Annotated in this window: 19 protein-coding genes; 6 read left to right on the forward strand and 13 right to left on the reverse strand. The window is 58.0% G+C overall.

Translation table 11 applies throughout. From position 1 onward, the window contains the following. Nucleotides 1-51 precede the first annotated feature (51 nt). Complete coding sequence (locus V6Z53_RS17120) at nt 52-900, reverse strand: Ku protein (RefSeq protein WP_338586509.1); 849 nt, start codon at nt 898-900, stop codon at nt 52-54. A 192-nt stretch (nt 901-1,092) separates the two neighbouring features. Here V6Z53_RS17120 and V6Z53_RS17125 point away from each other — a divergent pair, with 192 nt between their 5' ends. Both V6Z53_RS17125 and V6Z53_RS17130 read left to right on the forward strand, forming a co-directional pair. Next, nucleotides 1,093-1,434, forward strand: a complete 342-nt coding sequence (locus V6Z53_RS17125; RefSeq protein ID WP_338580783.1) for a hypothetical protein — start codon at nt 1,093-1,095, stop codon at nt 1,432-1,434. Between the two features lie 61 nt (nt 1,435-1,495). Further along, nucleotides 1,496-2,647 carry a PQQ-dependent sugar dehydrogenase gene (locus V6Z53_RS17130; RefSeq protein WP_338580784.1) on the forward strand — a complete coding sequence of 384 codons (1,152 nt, stop codon included), beginning with the start codon at nt 1,496-1,498 and terminating at the stop codon, nt 2,645-2,647. Between the two features lie 3 nt (nt 2,648-2,650). Here V6Z53_RS17130 and V6Z53_RS17135 read toward each other — a convergent pair whose 3' ends face one another. Beyond that, entirely contained in the window at nt 2,651-3,751 is a 1,101-nt protein-coding gene (locus V6Z53_RS17135) for a GNAT family N-acetyltransferase/peptidase C39 family protein (protein WP_338580785.1), read from the reverse strand. A 212-nt stretch (nt 3,752-3,963) separates the two neighbouring features. On the opposite strand from V6Z53_RS17135, the gene V6Z53_RS17140 reads away from it, so the two are divergent. The 4 genes from V6Z53_RS17140 (at nt 3,964) to V6Z53_RS17155 (ending at nt 8,158) form a co-directional block, all read left to right on the forward strand. Further along, nucleotides 3,964-5,445 carry a RimK family protein gene (locus V6Z53_RS17140; protein ID WP_338580786.1) on the forward strand — a complete coding sequence of 494 codons (1,482 nt, stop codon included), beginning with the start codon at nt 3,964-3,966 and terminating at the stop codon, nt 5,443-5,445. A 7-nt stretch (nt 5,446-5,452) separates the two neighbouring features. Beyond that, nucleotides 5,453-6,376, forward strand: coding sequence for a magnesium transporter CorA family protein (locus tag V6Z53_RS17145; RefSeq protein WP_338580787.1), 924 nt, complete (start codon nt 5,453-5,455; stop codon nt 6,374-6,376). Between the two features lie 264 nt (nt 6,377-6,640). Beyond that, nucleotides 6,641-7,654: a threonine ammonia-lyase, biosynthetic gene (gene ilvA, locus V6Z53_RS17150; protein ID WP_338580788.1), complete on the forward strand. Its 1,014-nt coding sequence runs from the start codon at nt 6,641-6,643 to the stop codon at nt 7,652-7,654. 231 nt (nt 7,655-7,885) lie between these two features. Then, nucleotides 7,886-8,158, forward strand: a complete 273-nt coding sequence (locus tag V6Z53_RS17155; RefSeq protein WP_338580789.1) for a DUF1652 domain-containing protein — start codon at nt 7,886-7,888, stop codon at nt 8,156-8,158. Between the two features lie 69 nt (nt 8,159-8,227). Here V6Z53_RS17155 and V6Z53_RS17160 read toward each other — a convergent pair whose 3' ends face one another. From V6Z53_RS17160 to V6Z53_RS17210, 11 genes are all read right to left on the reverse strand, one after another. Next, nucleotides 8,228-8,497 (reverse strand): DUF2790 domain-containing protein, encoded by a 270-nt coding sequence (locus V6Z53_RS17160; protein WP_338580790.1) that lies wholly within the window; start codon nt 8,495-8,497, stop codon nt 8,228-8,230. 239 nt (nt 8,498-8,736) lie between these two features. Next, entirely contained in the window at nt 8,737-9,681 is a 945-nt protein-coding gene (locus V6Z53_RS17165; RefSeq protein ID WP_338580791.1) for a carbohydrate kinase, read from the reverse strand. Between the two features lie 13 nt (nt 9,682-9,694). Further along, nucleotides 9,695-11,191, reverse strand: a complete 1,497-nt coding sequence (gene xylB / locus V6Z53_RS17170) for a xylulokinase (protein WP_338580792.1) — start codon at nt 11,189-11,191, stop codon at nt 9,695-9,697. A gap of 127 nt (nt 11,192-11,318) precedes the next feature. Then, nucleotides 11,319-12,794 (reverse strand): mannitol dehydrogenase family protein, encoded by a 1,476-nt coding sequence (locus V6Z53_RS17175; RefSeq protein ID WP_338580793.1) that lies wholly within the window; start codon nt 12,792-12,794, stop codon nt 11,319-11,321. Nucleotides 12,795-12,810: 16 nt separating this feature from the next. Next, entirely contained in the window at nt 12,811-13,914 is a 1,104-nt protein-coding gene (gene ugpC / locus V6Z53_RS17180; RefSeq protein ID WP_338580794.1) for a sn-glycerol-3-phosphate ABC transporter ATP-binding protein UgpC, read from the reverse strand. A gap of 133 nt (nt 13,915-14,047) precedes the next feature. Next, nucleotides 14,048-14,878, reverse strand: coding sequence for a carbohydrate ABC transporter permease (locus V6Z53_RS17185; protein WP_338580795.1), 831 nt, complete (start codon nt 14,876-14,878; stop codon nt 14,048-14,050). 8 nt (nt 14,879-14,886) lie between these two features. Further along, nucleotides 14,887-15,786, reverse strand: a complete 900-nt coding sequence (locus V6Z53_RS17190) for a sugar ABC transporter permease (protein WP_338586510.1) — start codon at nt 15,784-15,786, stop codon at nt 14,887-14,889. A 211-nt stretch (nt 15,787-15,997) separates the two neighbouring features. Next, nucleotides 15,998-17,308: a sugar ABC transporter substrate-binding protein gene (locus tag V6Z53_RS17195; protein WP_338580796.1), complete on the reverse strand. Its 1,311-nt coding sequence runs from the start codon at nt 17,306-17,308 to the stop codon at nt 15,998-16,000. Nucleotides 17,309-17,628: 320 nt separating this feature from the next. Further along, nucleotides 17,629-18,534: an AraC family transcriptional regulator gene (locus tag V6Z53_RS17200; RefSeq protein ID WP_338580798.1), complete on the reverse strand. Its 906-nt coding sequence runs from the start codon at nt 18,532-18,534 to the stop codon at nt 17,629-17,631. Between the two features lie 83 nt (nt 18,535-18,617). Then, nucleotides 18,618-19,490 (reverse strand): phospholipase, encoded by an 873-nt coding sequence (locus tag V6Z53_RS17205; RefSeq protein ID WP_338580799.1) that lies wholly within the window; start codon nt 19,488-19,490, stop codon nt 18,618-18,620. A 187-nt stretch (nt 19,491-19,677) separates the two neighbouring features. Then, entirely contained in the window at nt 19,678-20,973 is a 1,296-nt protein-coding gene (locus V6Z53_RS17210) for a glycosyltransferase (RefSeq protein WP_338580800.1), read from the reverse strand. Nucleotides 20,974-20,987: the final 14 nt, after the last annotated feature.

The following is a 20,987-nucleotide window of genomic DNA, read 5'->3' on the forward strand; positions in this document are numbered from 1 at the left end:
GTCGAATGTGGGAGCGGGCTTGCTCGCGAAGAGGCCTTAACATCCGACACATCACTTACTGGCTTTTTTCCTTGCAGCCGGTTTGGGTTTGGCCACCGTTTTGCTCGCTCCCTTACCCCCAAGACTGCGTTTGAGCAACTCAGTCAAATCAATCACATCCGCTGTCTTACGGGCCTCTTCTCCGGTATCCGTCTCAACGTCCTCGATCTTGCCTTCATGGGCCTTCTTGTCGACCAGGGCCATGATCTTGTCTTCAAACTCATCCCGGTAATCTTCCGGCGTCCATTCGGCGCTCATGTCCTGTACCAGCCGTTTGGCCATGTCCAGTTCACCCTTGGCCAGTTTGGCCTCGGTGACGTCCGGCCCAAGGGCGAGTTCATCCAGGCTGCGCACTTCCGCCGGCCAGCGCAATTTCACCAAAACCAGCGCAGATTCCAGCGGCATCAATGCCGCGAGGTACTGGCGGGTATGCAGCACCACGCGGGCCAGGGCGACTTTTTCGGTTTTGATCAGGGTTTCGCGCAGTAACGCGTAGACCTTGCCGCCGCGTTTATCCGGCGCCAGGTAGTACGGTGTGTCGATGTTCTGCAATGGAATCTGCTTGCCGTCGACAAAGGCAAAAATATCGATGGTCTGGGTCGACATGGGATGTGCCGAGCGGATTTCCTCTTCGCTGAGCACCACGTACCGACCCTTTTCGTAGGCGACACCTTTGACGATGTGCTCCTTGGTGACTTCCTTGCCGGTGACTTTGTTAACGCGCTTGTAACCCACCGGTTCCATGCTGCGGCTGTCGAGCCAGTCGAAGTCCACCCCTTGCGAAGAGGTCGCCGAGACCAGCGCCACAGGAATATGCACCAGCCCGAAACTGATCGCGCCTTTCCAGATTGCCCGTGCCATGGTCGTGTTCTCGCGAGTGATGATCAGGTGACTCTGGGCCTCGGGCAAAAGTTTCCACGGGTTGCAGCCCGCTCGCGGCGGGAGGTCAACTTCGTGTTACATCTTGCGGGCGAGGTTTTGGTTAACAAAACCGAACCCTGGGCGTAGCGTGCTATCGAAGACCTTGTTCACGCGCATGTAGAGAGGCGTTCCATGACACGATACATTTCCGCTCTCATCCTGCTCACCATGACCTGCATCTTCGGCCCATTGGCTCAAGCGCAGGATAGTTCGTCGCGTGTGCCATTGCAGGTCGCCCAGAACCTGCCGAACAGCGGCGGCAACAATCCTTACAACAGCCCGATTCGCCGGGCCAATCCCAATAGCATGCAGGGCACACAACCCAGTGCGCCGGCCATTCGTGGCCCGAACACCGTGCCGGTGCCGCGCCCACCGACCCTCGACAACGGCGGCATCGGCAATCGCTCTCCCCAACAGCGATCGGCGCCCACCGGCGCACCGACCTTCATCCCCAATCCACCTCCTCGAAACTGAGGCCCCCGCATTCGCTTTAAGGCAGGGCAGATGTCCATCCTCATGACAAAAGGAATCGTGCATGTTGCGTAAAACCCTTCTGGCCACTCTTTGCGCCAGCGCACTATTGACCGCCGCGCCGTCGGTGCTGGCAGCGCCCGCCCAGAACATGAAAAGTGAACAGGGCACCCTTGAGGTCACGCCGATCGCCAAGGGCCTGGAGCATCCCTGGGCGCTGGCGTTTCTTCCTGACCGCAAAGGCATGCTGGTCACTGAACGCCCCGGCAACCTGCGTGTGGTGACGGCTGACGGCAAACTCTCCGCGCCCATCAACGGCGTGCCCAAGGTCTGGGCCAAGGGGCAGGGCGGTTTGCTGGATGTGGTGTTGTCACCGGACTTCACGCAAGACCGCACGATTTATCTGTCGTACGCCGAGGGTGGCGGGCAGGGCGACAAGGCGGGCACTGCGGTCGGCCGGGGTCAGCTGTCGGAAGACTTGACGACCCTCAAGGATTTCACGGTGATCTTCCGCCAAGAGCCAAAGCTTTCGGTTGGCAACCATTTCGGTTCGCGACTGGTGTTCGACCGCGATGGCTATCTGTTCATTACCCTGGGTGAAAACAACGACCGACCGACCGCTCAGGATCTCGACAAGTTGCAGGGCAAGATCGTGCGGATCTACCCGGACGGCAAGGTCCCGGATGACAACCCCTTTGTCGGCCAGGCCGGTGTGCGACCGGAGATCTGGGCCTATGGCGTTCGCAACCCGCAAGGCGCGGCGCTCAACCCGTGGAACGGCACCCTGTGGGAAAACGAGCACGGCCCCCGGGGCGGTGATGAAATCAACGTGATTGAGCGCGGCAAGAACTACGGTTGGCCGCTGGCCACTCACGGCATCAACTATTCCGGTCAGGCGATCTCGGAAGCCAAGGGAAAAACCGCCGAGGGCACCGTCAGCCCGCGACACTTTTGGGAAAAGTCTCCCGGTCTCAGTGGCATGGCGTTTTACGACGGTGATCGCTTCAAAGCCTGGCAGCAAAACGTATTTATCGGTGCGTTGGTGACGCAGGAACTCATCCGCCTGCAGTTCGATGGCGATAAGGTCGTACACGAAGAGCGCTTGCTGGGCGAACTCAACAAGCGCATCCGCGATGTGCGGCAGGGGCCGGACGGGTATTTGTATGTGTTGACCGATGAAGAGGATGGCGGACTGTACAAGGTCGGTCTCAAATAACGATCACGTTGCCGGGGCAAACAGGATGACAGCTGCCCTGAGTTTGTCCCGGCCAAAACTGCACATCTTCTCGAACTCCCCATGGCTGACCGGCACATGTTGGCAGTCGATGTGTTGGCGATGCTGGCTGTGGTCCACATCGGGATCGTGCAGATAGATGAAATCGTCGTCGCAATCGGTAACGATCACCCAGTGCGGTGATTTCGAGCGGGTCAGGCGATAGCTGCTGATCAGCACCAGTGGCTGTCCGCCCTGTTCCAGCAACCGCGGCAGATTCAACGCCCCGCCGATTTCACGCTCCACGTCACTGGCAAGCAGCTGTGTGGTGAACTCCTCGTGCACCAGGCGCATTACGTCTTTTTTATGCTCGTTGCGCACGCCGTCGAGGAACAACGGCCCGGTCATGCTCAGTTGCAGACGCACCCGAAACCCACGGTGCGAGGCCGCCAACGCCAAACCCTGAGGGCTGCAACCGCCATGGCCGGAAGTCATGAACACGGTCGTCGCTTCGCGCCAGATCTGCAGTTCCTCGCGACGCTCCAGCAATCGGTTGCGTTGCAGTGCGCCCATGGCCATGAGCAGGCAGGCCGGGCCGCAGGTAAATTCAGTGGTCTGCGGGTAATAGGGTACTTGGATGTTGCGTGATTCGCGGTGCTGAAGGATGCGCTTTTCCAGGCGCAACGCGTCGGCATGGTCCTGGTAGTAGTCATGAATCAGGGCGAAGCGCCGGTAGCCGTTGCGTTCATACAGCGCAATCGCCGCCGGATTGTCGATACGCACTTCCAGGCGTAAATACGCGCAATCGTGCTCCACAGCGCAGGCTTCTATACGATCGAGCAACTGCTTGCCCAATCCTGTGCCCCGGGCCTGTGCAGCGATGGCGATCGAATACAGGCGTGCCAACGATGTACCCCGATGGAAAAGCACCACGGCGTAACCCAACAATTGCTTATCGTGTTGGGCCACCAGCAGTTGCCCGTTGGCACGGGTGATCATCCATTGAAAGCTGCGACTGTTGAGTCGATCGGTGATGAAGCATTGCTCTTCCAGTTGCAGCAACGCGGGTAAGTCTTCCAATACCGCCAAACGAAAAAACGTATTCATATGACCGCCGTAAAAGTTGCGTAACGAAACGGGACTTTCGAAAAACTTCGTGCTTAATAGGAGAGGTCTTGTTCACCAACGGATCAATCTCTATGTCAGCGGTACAAGGTCATTGGCGCGAAGTATCCGAGCAAACTTTGCCGGCGGCAATCACTTCTGAAACTTATTTAAAAGACTCTACTTTAAATTAGTCAGGTAGAACTTCCAGCCAGTTGATTATCATCGTCGAGCGCAAGGAAGACTGGGCCTCTTACTTCCCCAGTGAGGACATCGTCACGGCCCAGGAATACCTGGAACAAACCCGGGACAACGAACAGGGCAAGCGTGTGCAGGTCATCAACCTGTGCCGCAGCTACAAGTACCTGGGGCACGGATACTACTGCTCGCTGCTGGCTGAAGCCCGTGGGCACAAGGTCATTCCGTCGGTGCGGACCATCAGCGAACTGACCCGAAAGTCCTTGTACGGCCTGGCGCTGGACGACTTGGCTAAAACGCTGGAAAAAGCCCTCAGTCATCATGCTTACAGTGATACTGACGGTTTTACCCTGACGCTGTATTTCGGCAAGACCAATATAGAACCCTTGCAGGATTTGGCGCGACAGTTGTTTGAAGTGTTTGCCTGCCCGATTCTGTTAGTTGAATTTAGAAGAACTAACGGCTGGCACATCGAAGGTATAAAGTCGGGTGCGCTGCATAAGTTGCGCGAAGATCAGGAAGATCAATTCGCCCATTCCCTCGACAACTTCAGTCGCAAGATCTGGCGCATGCCGCGATCCCGCCGATTGGCCCGCTACGACCTGGCGATCCTGCACGATCCTCAGGAAGCCTTGCCGCCGTCGAATGCCAAGGCGCTGGATAATTTCGTCAGGGTCGGCAGGACGCTGGGCATCGATGTCGAACTGATCGAGCGCAAGGACTACTCACGGATTGCCGAATACGATGGATTGTTGATCCGCGAAACCACCAGCGTCGACAACCACACGTACCGTTTCGCCAAGAAAGCCGAAAGCGAAGGGCTGGTGGTGATGGATGATCCGGCGTCGATTCTGCGCTGCACCAACAAGGTCTACCTGACCGACCTGCTCAAGAGCCATCATTTGGGCATGCCCGCCACCGAAATCCTCTACAAGGAGCGACCGGAAGATTTCGAACGGGTGGGCGAGCGCTTGGGGTTTCCGCTGGTACTGAAGATCCCAGACGGTTGTTTTTCCCGGGGTGTGATCAAGGTCGAGAGCCAGCAAGCGTTGCTTGAAGCCACCGCCGAGCTGTTCGAACACTCGGTGCTGTTGCTGGCACAGGAGTTCTTCTACACCGAATACGACTGGCGCATCGGCGTACTCAATCGCAAGCCGATCTTTGCCTGCCAGTACTTCATGTCCAAGGGTCACTGGCAGATCTACAACCACAAGGCCAAGGGCCAGGACATCAACGGTGAATGTCGGACCTTGGCTGTGCACGAAGCGCCACGGGCAGTGGTGGACCTGGCGGTGAAAACGGCCAACCTGATCGGCGATGGCCTCTATGGCGTCGACCTCAAGCAGTCCGGCGACAAAGTGGTGGTGATCGAAGTCAACGACAACCCGAACATGGACGCCGGCATCGAAGACGCTTACCTGCAGGACGACTTGTATTCACTGGTGCTGGAAGAGTTCGTGCGACGACTGGAATTGAAACGTCGCGGCCAGGCCTGGTGATCGGCCGATGATCAAGAGTTTTCAATTGGCCGACGGCGCGCTGCACGCCGTTGAACGGCTGGACGCGGAGGTCATACTGTTCAGCAACCCCGATGCCGCCGAGCGGGACTTGTTGCACAGCCACTTCAAACTCGATGAGCATGCTTTGGCTTCGGCGCTGGACCCCGACGAGGTGTCGCGTATCGAGTTTCACCCCGACAACCTGTTCCTGATCTGGAAGCGCCCGGAAAACTACTCCGGCGCCGGTAGCCTGGCGTTCGAAGTGTCATCCTGTGGCCTGCTGTTCAGCCCGGACCGTTTGCTGGTGATCGCCACCGACGACGCGCCCCTCAGCGGGCTCGGCAAGCGGCAGGCGTTGAACACGCCGCTGGATGTGTTGCTCGATCTGCTGTTCAACAATATCCATCACTACCTGGGTCACCTCAAGGTGATCAAACTGGTTGCGCGCGAGTTGCAGCAAAAATTCAACGCGTCGATGCAGAACCAGCACCTGATCCAGATGTTCAACCTCAGCGAAAGCCTGATCTATTACATCAACGCCATCCACAGCAACGGCGCGGTCCTGACCCGGCTGCGTAATCATGCAGAAAAGGAACACTTCGGCGCCCATGCCATTGGCCTGATTGACGATCTGATCATCGAAAACAACCAGTGCTACAAGCAGGCTGAAATCTACTCGACGGTGTTCTCCGGGCTCATCGATGCCCGGGGCAACCTGATGAACAACAGCATGAACAACCTGCTGCGCAAACTGACGCTGATCAACGTGGTGTTCCTGCCGCTGAACCTGATCGCGAGCATTGGCGGCATGTCCGAGTTCAGCATGATGACGGAGGGGACGCCGTGGTGGGTGGCGTATCCGTTGTTTCTGACGGCGATGATGTTGGGAGCGGGGGCGATGGTGGTGGGGCTCAAGCGTTTGGCGAAGTGATTTTTGGTGACTCTCAGGCCGTCATCGCGAGCAGGCTCGCTCCTACAGTGGTTTTGTGCGCATCGACTGGAAATTGACCATTGACTTGCCATCAACGCCCGGCTAATTTCCGGTTATGACTTCCACCGTTTTGCGCTGCCAGCCAAGCATTATTACCGCCATTCCTCATTTGGCGGGCTAGCTCACGACTGCAGCACCCAACCCGCCCTAGAGGCGGGTTTTCATTTTCTGTCTCGGGGCTCTGATCAATGTCAGGAGACGATCATGACCAGTACGCCCGCCCAACAAGCCTTGCTTGAGCACTACGTCAAAAAAATCCTCGCGGCGCCGGTCTATGAACTGGCCATTCGTACACCGCTGCAACCGGCACACGCATTGTCGGAAGCCCTGGGCAACCAGATCCTGCTCAAGCGCGAAGATTTGCAACCGACGTTTTCTTTCAAGATCCGTGGCGCCTACAACAAACTGGTGAACCTGAGCACTACGCAAAGGGCTCGTGGGGTGATCACCGCTTCGGCGGGCAACCATGCTCAGGGCGTGGCACTGGCCGCGCGCGAGTTAGGCATCGATGCGACGATTGTCATGCCCGCCACCACACCGCAGTTGAAAGTACTGGGCGTGCGCAGTCGAGGCGCCGAGGCAGTGCTGCGGGGCGAGAGTTTTCCATTTGCCCTGGCCTATGCACTGGAGTTGGCGCAGCAAACCGGCAAGACTTTCGTTTCGCCCTACGACGATCCGGATGTGATCGCCGGACAGGGCACCGTCGCCATGGAAATCCTGCGTCAGCAGCAAGGGGCGCTGGACGCGATCTTTATTCCTGTGGGCGGTGGTGGATTGATCGCCGGCATTGCGGCGTACGTCAAATACCTGCGACCGGAAGTACGAATCATCGGCGTCGAGTCTGAGCATTCGGCTTGCCTGCAAGCAGCGCTACAGGCCAATGAACGTGTGGTCCTGCCATCCGTGGGCACCTTTGCCGATGGCGTAGCGGTGGCGCAGATCGGTTCTTACGGCTTTGAAGTGTGCAGGTTTTGCGTCGATGAAGTGCTGACGGTGAGCAATGACGAACTCTGCGCTGCAATCAAGAACATCTATGACGATACCCGCTCGATCACCGAACCTTCTGGTGCCCTGGCCGTCGCCGGCATCAAGAAGTACGTGGCGCGCACCGGGATCAAGGGACAGACCTTAGTAGCCATCGACTCCGGCGCCAACATCAATTTCGACAGTTTGCGGTATGTCGCCGAGCGCGCCGCGTTCTGCGATGCCTTGATATAGGTGGATGCAAATGCACTATGTGAGTGCAAATTGCAGGGAAAATTCACGAGGTTCTTGCAAATTGCATGACCGGTGTTAACGCGCAGATACATAAATCCTTGATTTACCGATGAACAGCCGAGCGCAGCACAGGGCATGTTTTATGCTGTAGCTGTTCTCAAGCTGACCGGGATTCCACATGAGCCAGCGTCGATAGTTGATTGGCAGTCTCACAAAAAGGAGAGGGTCGCCATGTTTCTTTCTGCCTTAGAACTTCGCAATATCATCGAAAGCAGTTTTTTGCCTAAACGCTGTCAGTGCGAGCTGTCACCGGAACTGAAGATGACAGTCAAGGTTTACGCTGACGGTCAGACCGATAATATCGATTTTCTGCGCACCGATATTGATGCGCGGCATCTGAACAGTTGTCGGGAAATTCACGAGTTGATTGCCGGCCTGCGCACCGATCTTGCGCATCATCACGTCGAGACCGAGCACCGTCATGTAGTGGGCAAGGCACTTTAGCCCACGGTTTGAAAGCCCAACGAGACGCTTCGGGCCTGGAAAAAAGCCAGGCCCAGCGCCAGTTCAAGCTCAGTTTTGATAACTGCAAGCGTCTGAAAGTTTTCGATAAGCCAGTTCTGCGGGTTGGCCCGACTGCTTATCGATGTATTTCATCGTTGCCGTGATCACCAAGCAATCCATAGTGGTGGGCTCGGTCAGGGCAATCACCTTGCCGACGTGCAATGGCATACCGTAGTGGTACGAAGGTGCTGGTTGAGCGGAGGCGTCGTCAGCCAGGGCAAAACCTGAAAACGAGGCACAGACCAGGGCTGAGGAAACGAGCAATACGCGCGTGTTCATGGGGCAATCTCCAGTGCAGGCTAAAGTCAGCTCGACGTGTTGTCGAACCTGCCGCACTGGGCATCAGAGGGCTCTGAGGGCGTGCGGTCCAGTAAGTGTTGGACTGCACGATTAAGCATTGGTTAATTCACCTGAACGCCACCTGTCGCTTTGCCACTACCGTTCGGCGGATGAATGCTCCTGCAGAGGAATGCTTTGCAACTGTAGGAGCGAGCCTGCTCGCGATGAGCCCATTGAACTCAGCGAAGATCCAACTGCTGCCGATAAGGCAAATCCGGCCCGGTCTTGCTGCAAGTCAGCGCCGCCGCCTGAACCGCAAACCGCATCATCGCTTCGATCTGCTCACGGCTCAGCTCACGCAAACCTTCAACCGAATCCAGTTGCTGCTCAGTCAACCAGGCAATCAATGCCGCCTGAAAAGTATCACCAGCCCCCACGGTATCCGCGATCTTCACCGCACTGGCCGGCACCGACCACGAACCATGCGCCCGACTGAACACCGTCGCGCCCTCACCACCACGGGTCAGGAACACCAACTGACAACGGTGCTGCAACCAGCCGTCGATGACTCGCGCAGGATCCTGCTCGGGATACAACAGATTCAAATCCTCATCGCTGACTTTGATCAGGTCTGCGTGCTCGACTAGCGTGGCAATCCGCGAACGCCACAGTTCGATATTCGGCTCAGGATTGAGTCGCACGTTCGGATCGAGGCTGATCAGGCGTTTACCGCTTTCCCGGCGCACCAACGACAGCAAGGTGTCGGCAATCGGTTGCACCACCAGCGAAAACGAACCGATGTGCAAGCCGCGCACCTCCGGCCCAAATTCCGGCAGATGTTCCGGCTTCAACTGCCGATCGGCACAACCTTCGCCACGGAAACTGTAGTGCGGCGAGCCATTGGCACCGACCGCGACCATCGCCAGCGTAGTGGGCGCGGCGAAATCCAGCAGATAGTCGGTGCGCACACCTTCATCCTGCAGCACTTGCAGCAAACGCCGGCCCAGGTAGTCGGTAGACAACCCGGCAAAGAGTGCCGCGTCTATGCCCAATCGGCGCAAACCTACCGCGACGTTGAACGGCGAGCCGCCGGCAATTGCCTTGAAATTCACTTTTGAAGCCAGGCCGCTGGCGTCGTTTTCACTGAAGAAATCGAACAGCGCTTCGCCACACACCAGATACATAATTGTTCGCTCTCTAAAGGGTTGCGACATGCTGTTGATAGCGTTCGTAGGCCTGCTGGGAGGCCAGTACGTTTTCTGCAATCGGCAAGGTTTCACTGGCCAGATCGAGCTTCACACAGCGCTCGCACAAATCCGCCAGACTGTCCTCGTGCCCGTTTGCCCAGGACTTGCACCACGCCGCCTGAATCGCCGCCCCGAGGGCCGCGGCTTCGCTTTGTTCGGTGCAGATCACCGGCGAATTCATGATGTCAGCGACGATCTGCCGCCACACCGGGCTTTTCGAGCCGCCGCCGATCAGGCAGATGCTGCGGCTTTGTAAGCCATTTTGTCGCAGCAGGTCCAGCCCGTAACGCAAACCAAACGTCGTGCCCTCGACCACTGCGCGACACAGATTGGCCTGGGTCAGGTTGGTCATGGTCAGGCCCAGCACGCTGCCGGTGGCATGGGGCAGGGCGGGAACGCGCTCACCGTTGAGAAACGGCAGCATGCACACGCCTTCGGCACCGATGGGCGCCTGGGATACGAGTGCGCTGAAGCACTCGATATCCAGGTCGAACAATTCACGGATGATCCCGCTGGCATTGGTCAGGTTCATGGTGCAGATCAGCGGCAACCAGCCGCCACTGGAGGAACAAAACGTGGCGACCGCTGCGTCCGGGCTGACGGTCGGCTGATCCGCATAGGCGTACACCGTGCCGGACGATCCCAGACTCATGGTGATCGCGCCAGGCCGGATGTTGCCGGTGCCGATGGCGCCCATCATGTTGTCGCCACCGCCGCTGGAGACCAGCGCTTTCGGGTTTATCCCCAACTGTTCGGCAATGCTCGGCAGAATCGTGCCGACCGCTGCGTGAGCATCGATCAGTTCCGGCAACGCCGCTTGCAGGCGTCCGCTCGGATCGATGTCGCGCAGCAGTTGCAAATCCCACTGGCGAGTGCGCACGTTGAAATAACCCGTTCCCGAAGCATCGCCGTATTCACTGCAACTGCGGCCGGTGAGCCAGAAGTTCAGGTAGTCGTGGGGCAGAAGGATTTTGGCGATTCGGGCAAAAACCGCTGGATGTTGCTCCTTGGTCCACAGCAGTTTGGAGACGGTATAGCCCGGCGCGATGACCACACCGAGACGCTCCAGCGCACCCTTATCACCACCAAGATGTTCGAGCAGACGGTCGTTCTCTGCGGTGGTTTCGGTGTCGCACCAGAGTTTTGCCGGACGCAGGACCTGGCCCTGATCATCCAGCAACACCAGCCCATGCTGCTGACCGGAAACGCCGATCCCGAGGATGGACTGGCCATCGACGTCGGCTGCCAGCAACGCACGGCGGGTGGCGATGGCGAAGGCTTCCAGCCACTGAGTGGTGTCCTGCTCGCGACGGCCATTGGCACCACTGATCAGCGTATGGGCGGCAGCGCCCAGTCCCAGCACTTCACCGCTGACAGCATCGAGGATGATGGCTTTGGTGCCTTGGGTGCCGCAGTCGATGCCGAGGAATAATTGTTGGTTTGCCATGCAATGACCCTACTGAAGATCGTTCCCATGCTCTGCGTGGGAATGCCTCAATGGACGCTCCGCGTCTGCTTCTGGATGGGGACGCAGAGCGTCCCAGGCTGCATTCCCACGCAGAGCGTAGGAACGATCATTTGGACAATATCCGCTCAAGGGTGGATGTCACCCCCACATCCCGCAAACTATTGCAGCACCACTCAAACGCCGCGACAAACTCCGCCGAGCGCGGAATCGCCGTACCAAAGATCTCTTCAACTTCCAGCAACCGCTGGGTGATCAACACATCATCGGCCACCAACGCCTGACAAAACACCGCCCGTGGGTCCGGGATCGAGTAGGTGTCGCCATTCTCATCCACGCCCTTCAAGTACAAGGCCCACGCGGCGACCACCAATGCCGCACGCTTGGTCTCGCGGCCATCGGCGATCAGGCGGTTGATCGTCGGAATGGTGAATTTCGGAAACTTCGACGAACCGTCCGAACACACGCGCTCCAGTTGATCGGCGATCGCCTGATTGGAAAAACGCTCCACCAGCGTGTTCTTGTAGTCAGTCAGGTCAATGCCCGGCACCGGCGACAGCTGCGGCGTCACGTCCAGGTCCATGTAGGCGCGCATGTAGCGCACGAACAATGGGTCGTTCATGGTTTCGTGAACGAAGCGATAGCCCTTTAAAAAACCCAGATACGTCAGAGCCAGATGGCTGCCGTTGAGCAGCTTGATCTTCATTTCTTCGTAAGGCGTGACGTCGTCGGTGAACTGCACGCCAACCTTTTCCCAGGCCGGGCGACCGTTGACGAACTTGTCTTCCAGCACCCACTGCACAAACGGCTCGCAGACCACTGGCCACGCGTCGTCGACGCCGTGTTTGTCTGCCAGTTGCAGGCGATGTTCGGTGCTGGTCATCGGTGTGATGCGGTCGACCATGGCATTGGGGAAACTGACGTTGGCGCCGATCCAGTCCCGCAACCCGGAATCAAGCACGCCGGCAAAGGCCAGCAGCGCTTTGCGGGTGACCGCGCCGTTGTGCGGCAGGTTATCGCATGACATCAAAGTGAACGCAGGCGTACCCGCCGCACGGCGTTTGGCCAGTGCCGCGCAGAGAAAACCGAACACGGTTTTCGGTGCGTCCGGGTTGGCCAGATCGTGCTGGATCTGCGGCAGGTGCGCCATGAACTCGCCGTTGCTGTCGTCGATGCAGTAACCGCCCTCGGTGATGGTCAGCGAGACAATCCGGATCTGCGGATCGGCGAGTTTGTCGATCAGCGCCTGGACGCCGTCCTCGGTCAGCAGCATGTCGCGAATGGCACCAATGACGCGGACTTCGGTGTCGTCGGTATCACCCAATTCGAACAGGGTGAACAGGTAATCCTGTTCTTTGAGGTCATCCCGGGCGCGACGGTCTTCCGCGCGCAGGCCGACGCCGCAAATCGCCCAGTCCAGGCCTTCGCCGGTGTTCATCAGCGCGTCGGTGTAATACGCCTGATGCGCGCGGTGGAAACCGCCGACGCCGATGTGGGCGATGCCTTGGCGCGTATCGCTCAGGGCGTAGGCGGGCAGGACCACCTCAGGGGCGAGGCGGTGGAGGTTCTGTTTATTGAGTTTCATCACAAGCTCTCTGGAATCAGGCGGCAACGCGCAGTGGGCGGGTCAGCGCCACGCCGTCGGCATCGAATAAATGGCAGTGTTCGGCGTCCAGGTGCAGGCTCAGGGTTTCGCCGTAACGGCTCGCCAGGTCACCGCGTACGCGCATGGTCAGGGCTTCACCGGAAGCGGTTCGAACGTGGCAGAAAGTGTCGCTGCCCAGGCGTTCGCTGACGTCGGCGGTGACCTGCAAGGTGCAGTCGCCCGTTTTGGCCAGTTCCAGATGTTCCGGACGAATGCCCAAAGTCACCGCGCCACCGACGCTCAGGTTGGCGCCGCTTAGCGGCAGACTGATGCGAGTGCCGGCGTCCAGTTGCACTTCACAACCCTGGTCATCGACACGGGTGACCTTGCCTTTGAGGAAGCCCATTTTCGGTGTGCCAAGGAACCCGGCGACAAACAGGTTGGCCGGCTGGTGATAGAGGTCCAGCGGCGAGCCGACTTGCTCGATCTTGCCACCGTTGAGCACGACGACTTTGTCGGCCATGGTCATGGCTTCGACCTGATCGTGCGTCACGTAGATCATCGTCGCTTGCAGGTCTTTGTGCAGGCGCAGCAGCTCCAGGCGCATTTGCACCCGCAGGGCTGCGTCGAGGTTGGACAGCGGTTCGTCAAACAGGAAGATTTTCGGGTTGCGCACGATGGCCCGGCCGATTGCCACACGCTGACGCTGACCACCGGAGAGTTGCTTGGGTTTGCGCTCCAGCATCGGCCCCAGCTCAAGGATGCGTGCCGCTTCGCCGACTTTCTTTTCCACTTCGGCCTTGGGCACGCCGGCCAGATCAAGGGCGAACGACATGTTCTTGCGCACGCTCATGTGCGGGTACAGGGCGTAGGTCTGGAACACCATCGCCAGGTCACGCTTCGCCGGGCTGACTTCGGTGATGTCGCGGCCATCGAGTTCGATGGTGCCGCCGCTGACTTCCTCGAGGCCGGCGATCAAGCGCAGCAGAGTGGATTTACCGCAGCCTGACGGGCCGACGAAGACCACGAACTCCTTGTCGTTCACTTCCAGGTCGATGCCCTTGATGATGGAAAAGCCTTCGAAGCCTTTTTGAAGATTCTTGATTTTCAGGTTGGCCATGATGATGGGCCTCCGCTTTTTTGTTTTTTGTAGGAGCGAGCTTGCTCGCGATTAATTTGCAGGCGACGCGTTCATTCAGGCAGCACGCGTCATCGTTCACGTCCATCGCGAGCAGGCTCACTCCTACAGGGGGTCATTTCACGGCGCCAAACGACAGGCCGCGCACCAGTTGTTTCTGGCTGATCCAGCCGAAGATCAGAATCGGCGCACAGGCCAGGGTCGAGACCGCCGACAACTTGGCCCAGAACAGCCCTTCGGGGCTTGAGTACGAAGCGATCAGCGAAGTCAGCGGCGCGGCTTTAGACGAGGTCAGGTTCAGCGACCAGAACGCCTCGTTCCAGCACAGGATCAGCGACAGCAATACCGTCGAGGCCAGGCCGCCCTTGGCGATCGGCAGCAGCACCCGGACCATTTCCTGCCACAGCGTTGCGCCATCGAGGCGGGCGGCTTCGAGGATGTCTTTGGGGATGTCCTTGAAGTAGGTGTAAATCATCCAGACCACGATCGGCAGGTTGATCAGCGTGTAGATGATGATCAGGGCGATGCGCGTGTCCAGCAGGCCGAAACTCTTGGCCAGCAGGTAGATCGGCATCAGTACGCCCACCGGTGGCAGCATCTTGGTGGAGAGCATCCACAGCAGCGTGCCTTTGGTGCGTTGGGTTTCGTAGAACGCCATCGAGTAGGCCGCTGGCACCGCAATTAGCAGGCACAGAGCCGTTGCGCTGAAGGAAATCACCACCGAATTCCAGGCGAAACTGAAGTAATCGCTGCGCTCATTGATGTGCAGGTAGTTCTCCAGCGTCGGCGTGAAAATGAACTGCGGCGGCGTGGCGAACGCATCGATTTCGGTTTTGAAACTGGTCAGCACCATCCAGAAAATCGGGAAGAAAATCAGGATCGCGATGGCCCAGGCCAGAGTGCCGAGCAGCAGGCTTTGCAGACGGCGGGATTGTTGAAGAGTCATGGCGGGCCTCAGGCTTTGTCTGTCAGGTTTTTGCCGATCATCCGCACCAGCACGATGGCCGCGACGTTGGCGATCACCACCGCAATCAAACCCCCGGCGGACGCCATGCCCACGTCGAACTGCACCAGCGCCTGGTTGTAGATCAGGTAGGCAAGGTTGGTCGAGGCGTAGCCGGGGCCGCCGTTGGTGGTGGTGAAGATTTCGGCGAACACCGAGAGCAGGAAGATGGTTTCAATCATCACCACCACCGCAATCGGTCGCGCCAGGTGCGGCAGGGTCAGGTGCCAGAAAATTGCGATCGGCCCGGCACCGTCGAGGCGTGCGGCTTCTTTCTGTTCCTGGTCGAGGGACTGCATGGCGGTCATCAGGATCAGGATCGCGAAGGGCAGCCATTGCCACGAAACAATGATGATGATCGACAGCAGCGGGTAGTGCGCCAGCCAGTCCACCGGTTGCGCGCCGAACAGTTTCCAGACGTAGGCGAGGATCCCCGACACCGGATGAAAAATCAGGTTCTTCCAGATCAACGCGCCGACCGTGGGCATGATGAAGAACGGCGAGATCAGCATGACCCGCACGATGCCGCGACCGAAAAACTCACTGGCCTCCAGCAAGGCACTGATCAGCACACCGAACACCACGCTGATCAACAGCACGCTGCCCACCAGCAACAGGGTGTTGGAGGCACCGGGCAGGAAGCCGGAGTCTGTGAGGAAGTAGGTGAAGTTTTCCAGACCGATGAATTCGTTCTCGCCGGGATTGAGCAAGTTGTAGCGAATGGTCGAGAAGTAGACGGTCATCCCCAGCGGCACGATCATCCACAACAGCAGCAATGCCACCGAAGGGCTGACCAGAAACCAGCCAGGATTGGTCAACCGGCTTTTACGCAGCGGTTGAGGGATTTCCATGTGAGCTTTGGCAGTTGAAGTATTCATGGTGATCACTAGCTCATTTATCAGCGAGTTACTTGTGGCGAGGGAGCTTGCTCCCGCTCGGCTGCGAAGCAGTCGTAAACCCGGCAAATGCGGTCTGTCAGAAAAGACTCAGTTGCAGGGATTGAGGCCGCTACGCGGCCCAGCGGGAGCAAGCTCCCTCGCCACAAAAATGAGTCTTTACGCGTTATTTGGGATAACCGGCGCGCTTCATCTCTCGCTCAGTGGTTTGCTGCGCCGCGGCCAGCGCCTGGTCAACCGTGGTCTGGCCGATCAGCGCCGCAGAGAAGGATTTGCCGACCTGGGTGCCAATGCCCTGAAACTCAGGGATGGTCACCAGTTGAATGCCGATGTACGGCACCGGTTTGGCGCTCGGCTTGCTCGGATCGGCAGCCTTGAGCGATTCCAGCGTGACCTTGGCGAACGGCGCGGCGCTCATGTACGCCTCGCTATAGGTCGAGGCCCGGGTGCCTGGCGGCACGTTGGCGATGCCGTCAGTTTTGGCGACCAATTCGCCGTATTCCTTGGACGTGGCCCAGGCGCTGAAGGTCTTCGCTGCGTCTTTGGCCTTGGAACTGGTCGGGATCGCCAGTGCCCAGGAATACAACCAGGCCGAACCTTTGTCGGTGACTTCATGGGGCGCGTAGGTGAAGCCGACGTGGTCGCTGACTTTGCTCTGGGTCTTGTCGGTGACGAACGAACCGGCGACGCTGGCATCGACCCAGATTGCGCATTTGCCGCTGTTGAATAGCGCCAGGTTTTCGTTGAAACCGTTGCTCGACGCGCCCGGTGGGCCGGATTTTTTCATGGTGTCGACGTAGAAGTTCAGCGCGTTTTTCCACTCGGGACCATTGAATTCAGGCTGCCACTTTTCATCAAACCAGCGTGCGCCATAAGCGTTGGCGACAGTGGTGATCAGGGCCATGTTCTCGCCCCAACCGGCCTTGCCGCGCAGGCAGATGCCGTACTGTTCTTTGTCTTTGTTGGTGAGTTTGCTGGCGAATTCGCTGATCTGGGTCCAGGTCGGACGCTCGGGCATGGTCAGGCCGGCGTCCTTGAACAGGTCGGTGCGGTAATAGGTGATGGAGCTTTCAGCGTAGAACGGCAGGGCATACAACGTGCCTTTCACCGAGAGGCCTTCGCGAACCGACGGGAACACGTCGTCGAGGGCATAACTGGCCGGCAAGTCCTTCATGGGCTCCAGCCAACCTTTGGCACCCCACAGAGCCGCTTCGTACATGCCGATGGTCAGCACGTCGAACTGCCCACCCTGGGTGGCGATGTCAGTGGTCAGACGCTGACGCAGGACGTTTTCTTCGAGCACCACCCAATTGAGCTTGATCTCCGGGTGCTCGGCCTCGAAGGTTTTCGAGAGCTTTTGCATGCGGATCATGTCGCTGTTGTTGACGGTGGCGATGGTCAGGGTCTGGGCGCCGAGGCTGACGCTGCTGAGGGTCATGCAGGTGAGGGCAAGCAGAGCTTTTACAGAAGGTTGCATCGTGCACTCCTTTTCTGCACCCGGCGGGTTGCAGAAGGACAGTTATTGTTTTTGTGTCTTCCGAAGGCAGGAAGAATCTGTGCTGATTACAGCCTTCAATCGAGCACGAGACAAATCATCCATCGCACTTTGATCGATACTTTTTTGCACTGGGGTTTGGAGGTTTAGACACAGGGAAGGGGTTTTCAGCGAAGGTGTGAGATCGAATCCGTACAGGTTTTATAGCTTTGATCAGCAAAAAGATCGCAGCCTTCGGCAGCTCCTACAGTTGGAATGCACCTACCCTGTAGGAGCTGCCGAAGGCTGCGATCTTTTGATTTTTAACCCAAATTCTGCTCAGTCAACCGCTGCACCACCAGCCGCCGATAATGCGAAGGCGTCATGCCCTTGAGTTGCTGAAAGCGCCGGTTGAAATTGGAAATATTGTTGAACCCGGACTCGAAACACACGTCGGTCACCGGTTTATCGCCATCGGCCAGCAACTCGCAGGATTTGCTGATGCGCAGGCGATTGACGAACTCGATGAAGTTGCGCCCGGTGGCCTGCTTGAACACTCGGCTGAAGTACGTCGGCTTCATGCCCAGGTGCTCGGCGACTTCCTCCAGGGTCAAGTCGCGGGCGTAGTGGGTAAAGATGTAATCCACCGCACGGTTGGTACGGTCGATGTTGTGTTCGTCCGCCAGTTGCGGCGTCGTTGCGCCGGACAGCAATTGGTAATCGTCGGAAGCGGCGAGCAATTCCAGCAGGATAAAAAAGTGCCCGAGTCGGGTTACGCCGGTGGTCTCGGCAATGCGTTGCATCAGGTCTATCGCCTTGCGGATGGTGTGCTTGCAGCGAAACTCGATGCCGTACTGCGCCCGCTCAAGCAACGGCGCCAGGGTCTTGAGTTCAGCGAACACCTGATAGCCGCTGTCGAACAACTCGTCCGTGAAGTTGACCAGCATGTCGCGCTTGGGCACCACTTCATCCTCGGCCACCTGGCTGATCCAGTTATGCGGAAGGTTGGGGCCAGTGAGGAACAGGGATTCGGGGTAGAAGTTACCGATGTAGTCGCCAATGAACACCTTGCCGGAACTGGCGACGATCAGGTGCAGTTCGTATTCCTTGTGAAAATGCCAGCGCACCAAAGGGCAGGGGAAACCGTGCTGGCGATAGATGATGGACAACCCGTTATGGTCGTCCATCAGCTCGTAGGAAGGGTCGGTGACTCTGGCGTTTCGGGTCATGTCGGTACACTTTTCTTGTTATCGCGCTTCGATCATGCCCCCAGTGGGGTGGATAACGCCAGTTACAGCGCTACGAAACAGGATTATTCAGGTCGTAGCCGGGCTTTTATTAAGTTGGCGGTCCGACAGTTCCTGACGAGGCGGCTATCTTCGAAAAAATCTGCATTGATTACGCTACAGTTCAGAACCCAATGCCCCGTGTTTGGATCGAACCATTGATTGAGTTGCTCCTTGATATTTATAGGGCCCAGGGCGAGGCTGTAACTCGTCGCGGAGAGCGACCACGGGTTAGAGCCAGTAGGCGGCCGCTGCATGACGCTATCAATGTGGGCCTCAAGTTCATTGATGCTGGTATCGCCTATCCCACTCCAGTGATGGGCGATTTTCGGTTGAAACCAGGCTTGGTGCAGAGCGGGGTGTTGCTGTGCGGCCAGCCATACCCGCTGGACGCCGCTGACTTCTTTCAACTGTCCAAGGCTCAGGTATCTATTGTTGTAGGGAATGATTCTGGGGCCAAGATGGGTGAGCAAAAAACGGTTGAATTCCTGAGGGTCGAATGCCGTATTGCCACTCTTCAGTTCATGGAAGTCCACGAGTACAAACTCATCGGGGTTTTCCTCCAGGAAACGAATCAGCTGCATGACCAGGTTTTCAAGCGAGCGCGAGGATTTCACTCCGTTGTGCTGGAACCAGAACGTGCCTACCCCTCTGGGGTCTACGTCATATTCGACTCGTACATCGAGTGCACGGGCCCCATTGCGCAGTTGATCGTAAAAGGAGTTGTTCTGACACGCTACCCAGTGGGCAACGCCTGGGGCCGCGTAAGTTGCCTTTTTGTCGACTCCACTATTATGGGCACCCGGCAGAATCAATTCGCCAAGCGTTAAGACATCCATACTTGAGGTCGAGGCCATCCAGTGACTAAGTTTGAGGTTTTCCAGTGCGACATTGGTCATTAATGCATCCTTGCATAAGTAATGGCACCCATTTTTGATGGGGCCGATATTCGGTTTGAAGTGCCTGGGTATTTATAGTTTTATATATGCGGCACGCCAAGGCGGAAGGTAATGCAAGAGATGTTCTAGTTGGCGAAGTTAGTTGCTTTGCGCTTTCTCGAATTAAACGGTTGGCTGATTGGATAACTCACTGTTGATGGCGGTTTTTGGCCTCAATCCATTGCGCCATGTATTGGGTACTTTTGTGTTGATGGTGGCGCAGCATGCTGCCGGTGAAGTTATCGCGCCGGATATTGCCCAGATTCCGCTGGCAATCTACCAGTCGCTCGATCAGCGCCGGGCCATGGATGGTCTGCTGGTAACGGCTGGCCAACAAGGCTTGAGCCTGAGTCTGGGCATTCAGCCACTGGGTCTTGTCCTTGTAGAGCTGCACGGCGTCATCGGCGAACTCTCGCGCCGAACGCGTAACGGCACCGGGCCATGGCTCATCACCGTGCATCGCTTCCGCACCCACAGGGGTCGTGACGTTGGGCGTGCCACAGAGCATTGCATCGACGATCTTGCCCTTGATACCAGCACCAAACCGCAATGGCGCCAGACACACTCGCGCCGCCGACATGACTTGCAGGGCATCTTCCGCCCAGTTCAGCACATGAAAGCCCTGCGCCGCGTTGTGCAGTGCGGTGGCCTTGGGCGGCGTGTAAGCGCCGTAGATATGCAGCTGCGCGGCCGGCAACTGTGCACGGATCAACGGCCAGATCGTGGTTTTCAGCCAGAGCACGGCGTCCCAGTTCGGCGCGTGCCGGAAGTTGCCGATGTGCAGAAAGTGCGCGCGATCCTCAAACGGTACAGGCGTATCGGTCGGCAGGTCGACCATCAGCGGGCACCAGTGCAACAGGTTGCGTGGCACCTTGAACTGTTCGACCAGCAATTCGATTTCCACTTCGGAAATCATCAGGTTCAGGTCGCAACGATAGATCGCCGCAATCTCCCGTTTGGCCAGGTCGGTGTCAGCCATGAACTGAAACTCTTCACGTAACGCCGGGGCAAACAATTCGCTGAAGTCGTCGGCATCATCGCTGGCCTTCAAACGTTCCTTGAGTCGCTGATGCCGAGCGTCTCGCAGGCTCTGAAGATCTGAAGTTTCCAGCACCCGCACGGCGTCGGGGCAGTGTTTTTCCACGCGCCAGCCGAATTGCTCTTCCATCATGAAGCGATCGAACAGCACCACATCGGGGGCCAGTTCGCTGATGAAATTGTCGAAACTGCTGTTGTTCAGCTCGATAGGCACTTCGCGAATGCCCAGCGTGGTCAAGTCGGCGCGGTGTTCACCGGTGCCGGCCGGGCTACTGAAGGTGATGTCCCAGCCTTGCTGAAGGAACGTTTCAAGGATTTGCATCATATGGCCACCGGCCGCGGAGGAGCGGGGCTCGGGCCAGACATAACCAATGACCAGGACTTTGGTTGCGTGGGGTTGGATCATGAAGGGGGATTCCT

This window comes from Pseudomonas sp. MAG733B (genome assembly GCF_036884845.1).
GTDB lineage: Bacteria > Pseudomonadota > Gammaproteobacteria > Pseudomonadales > Pseudomonadaceae > Aquipseudomonas.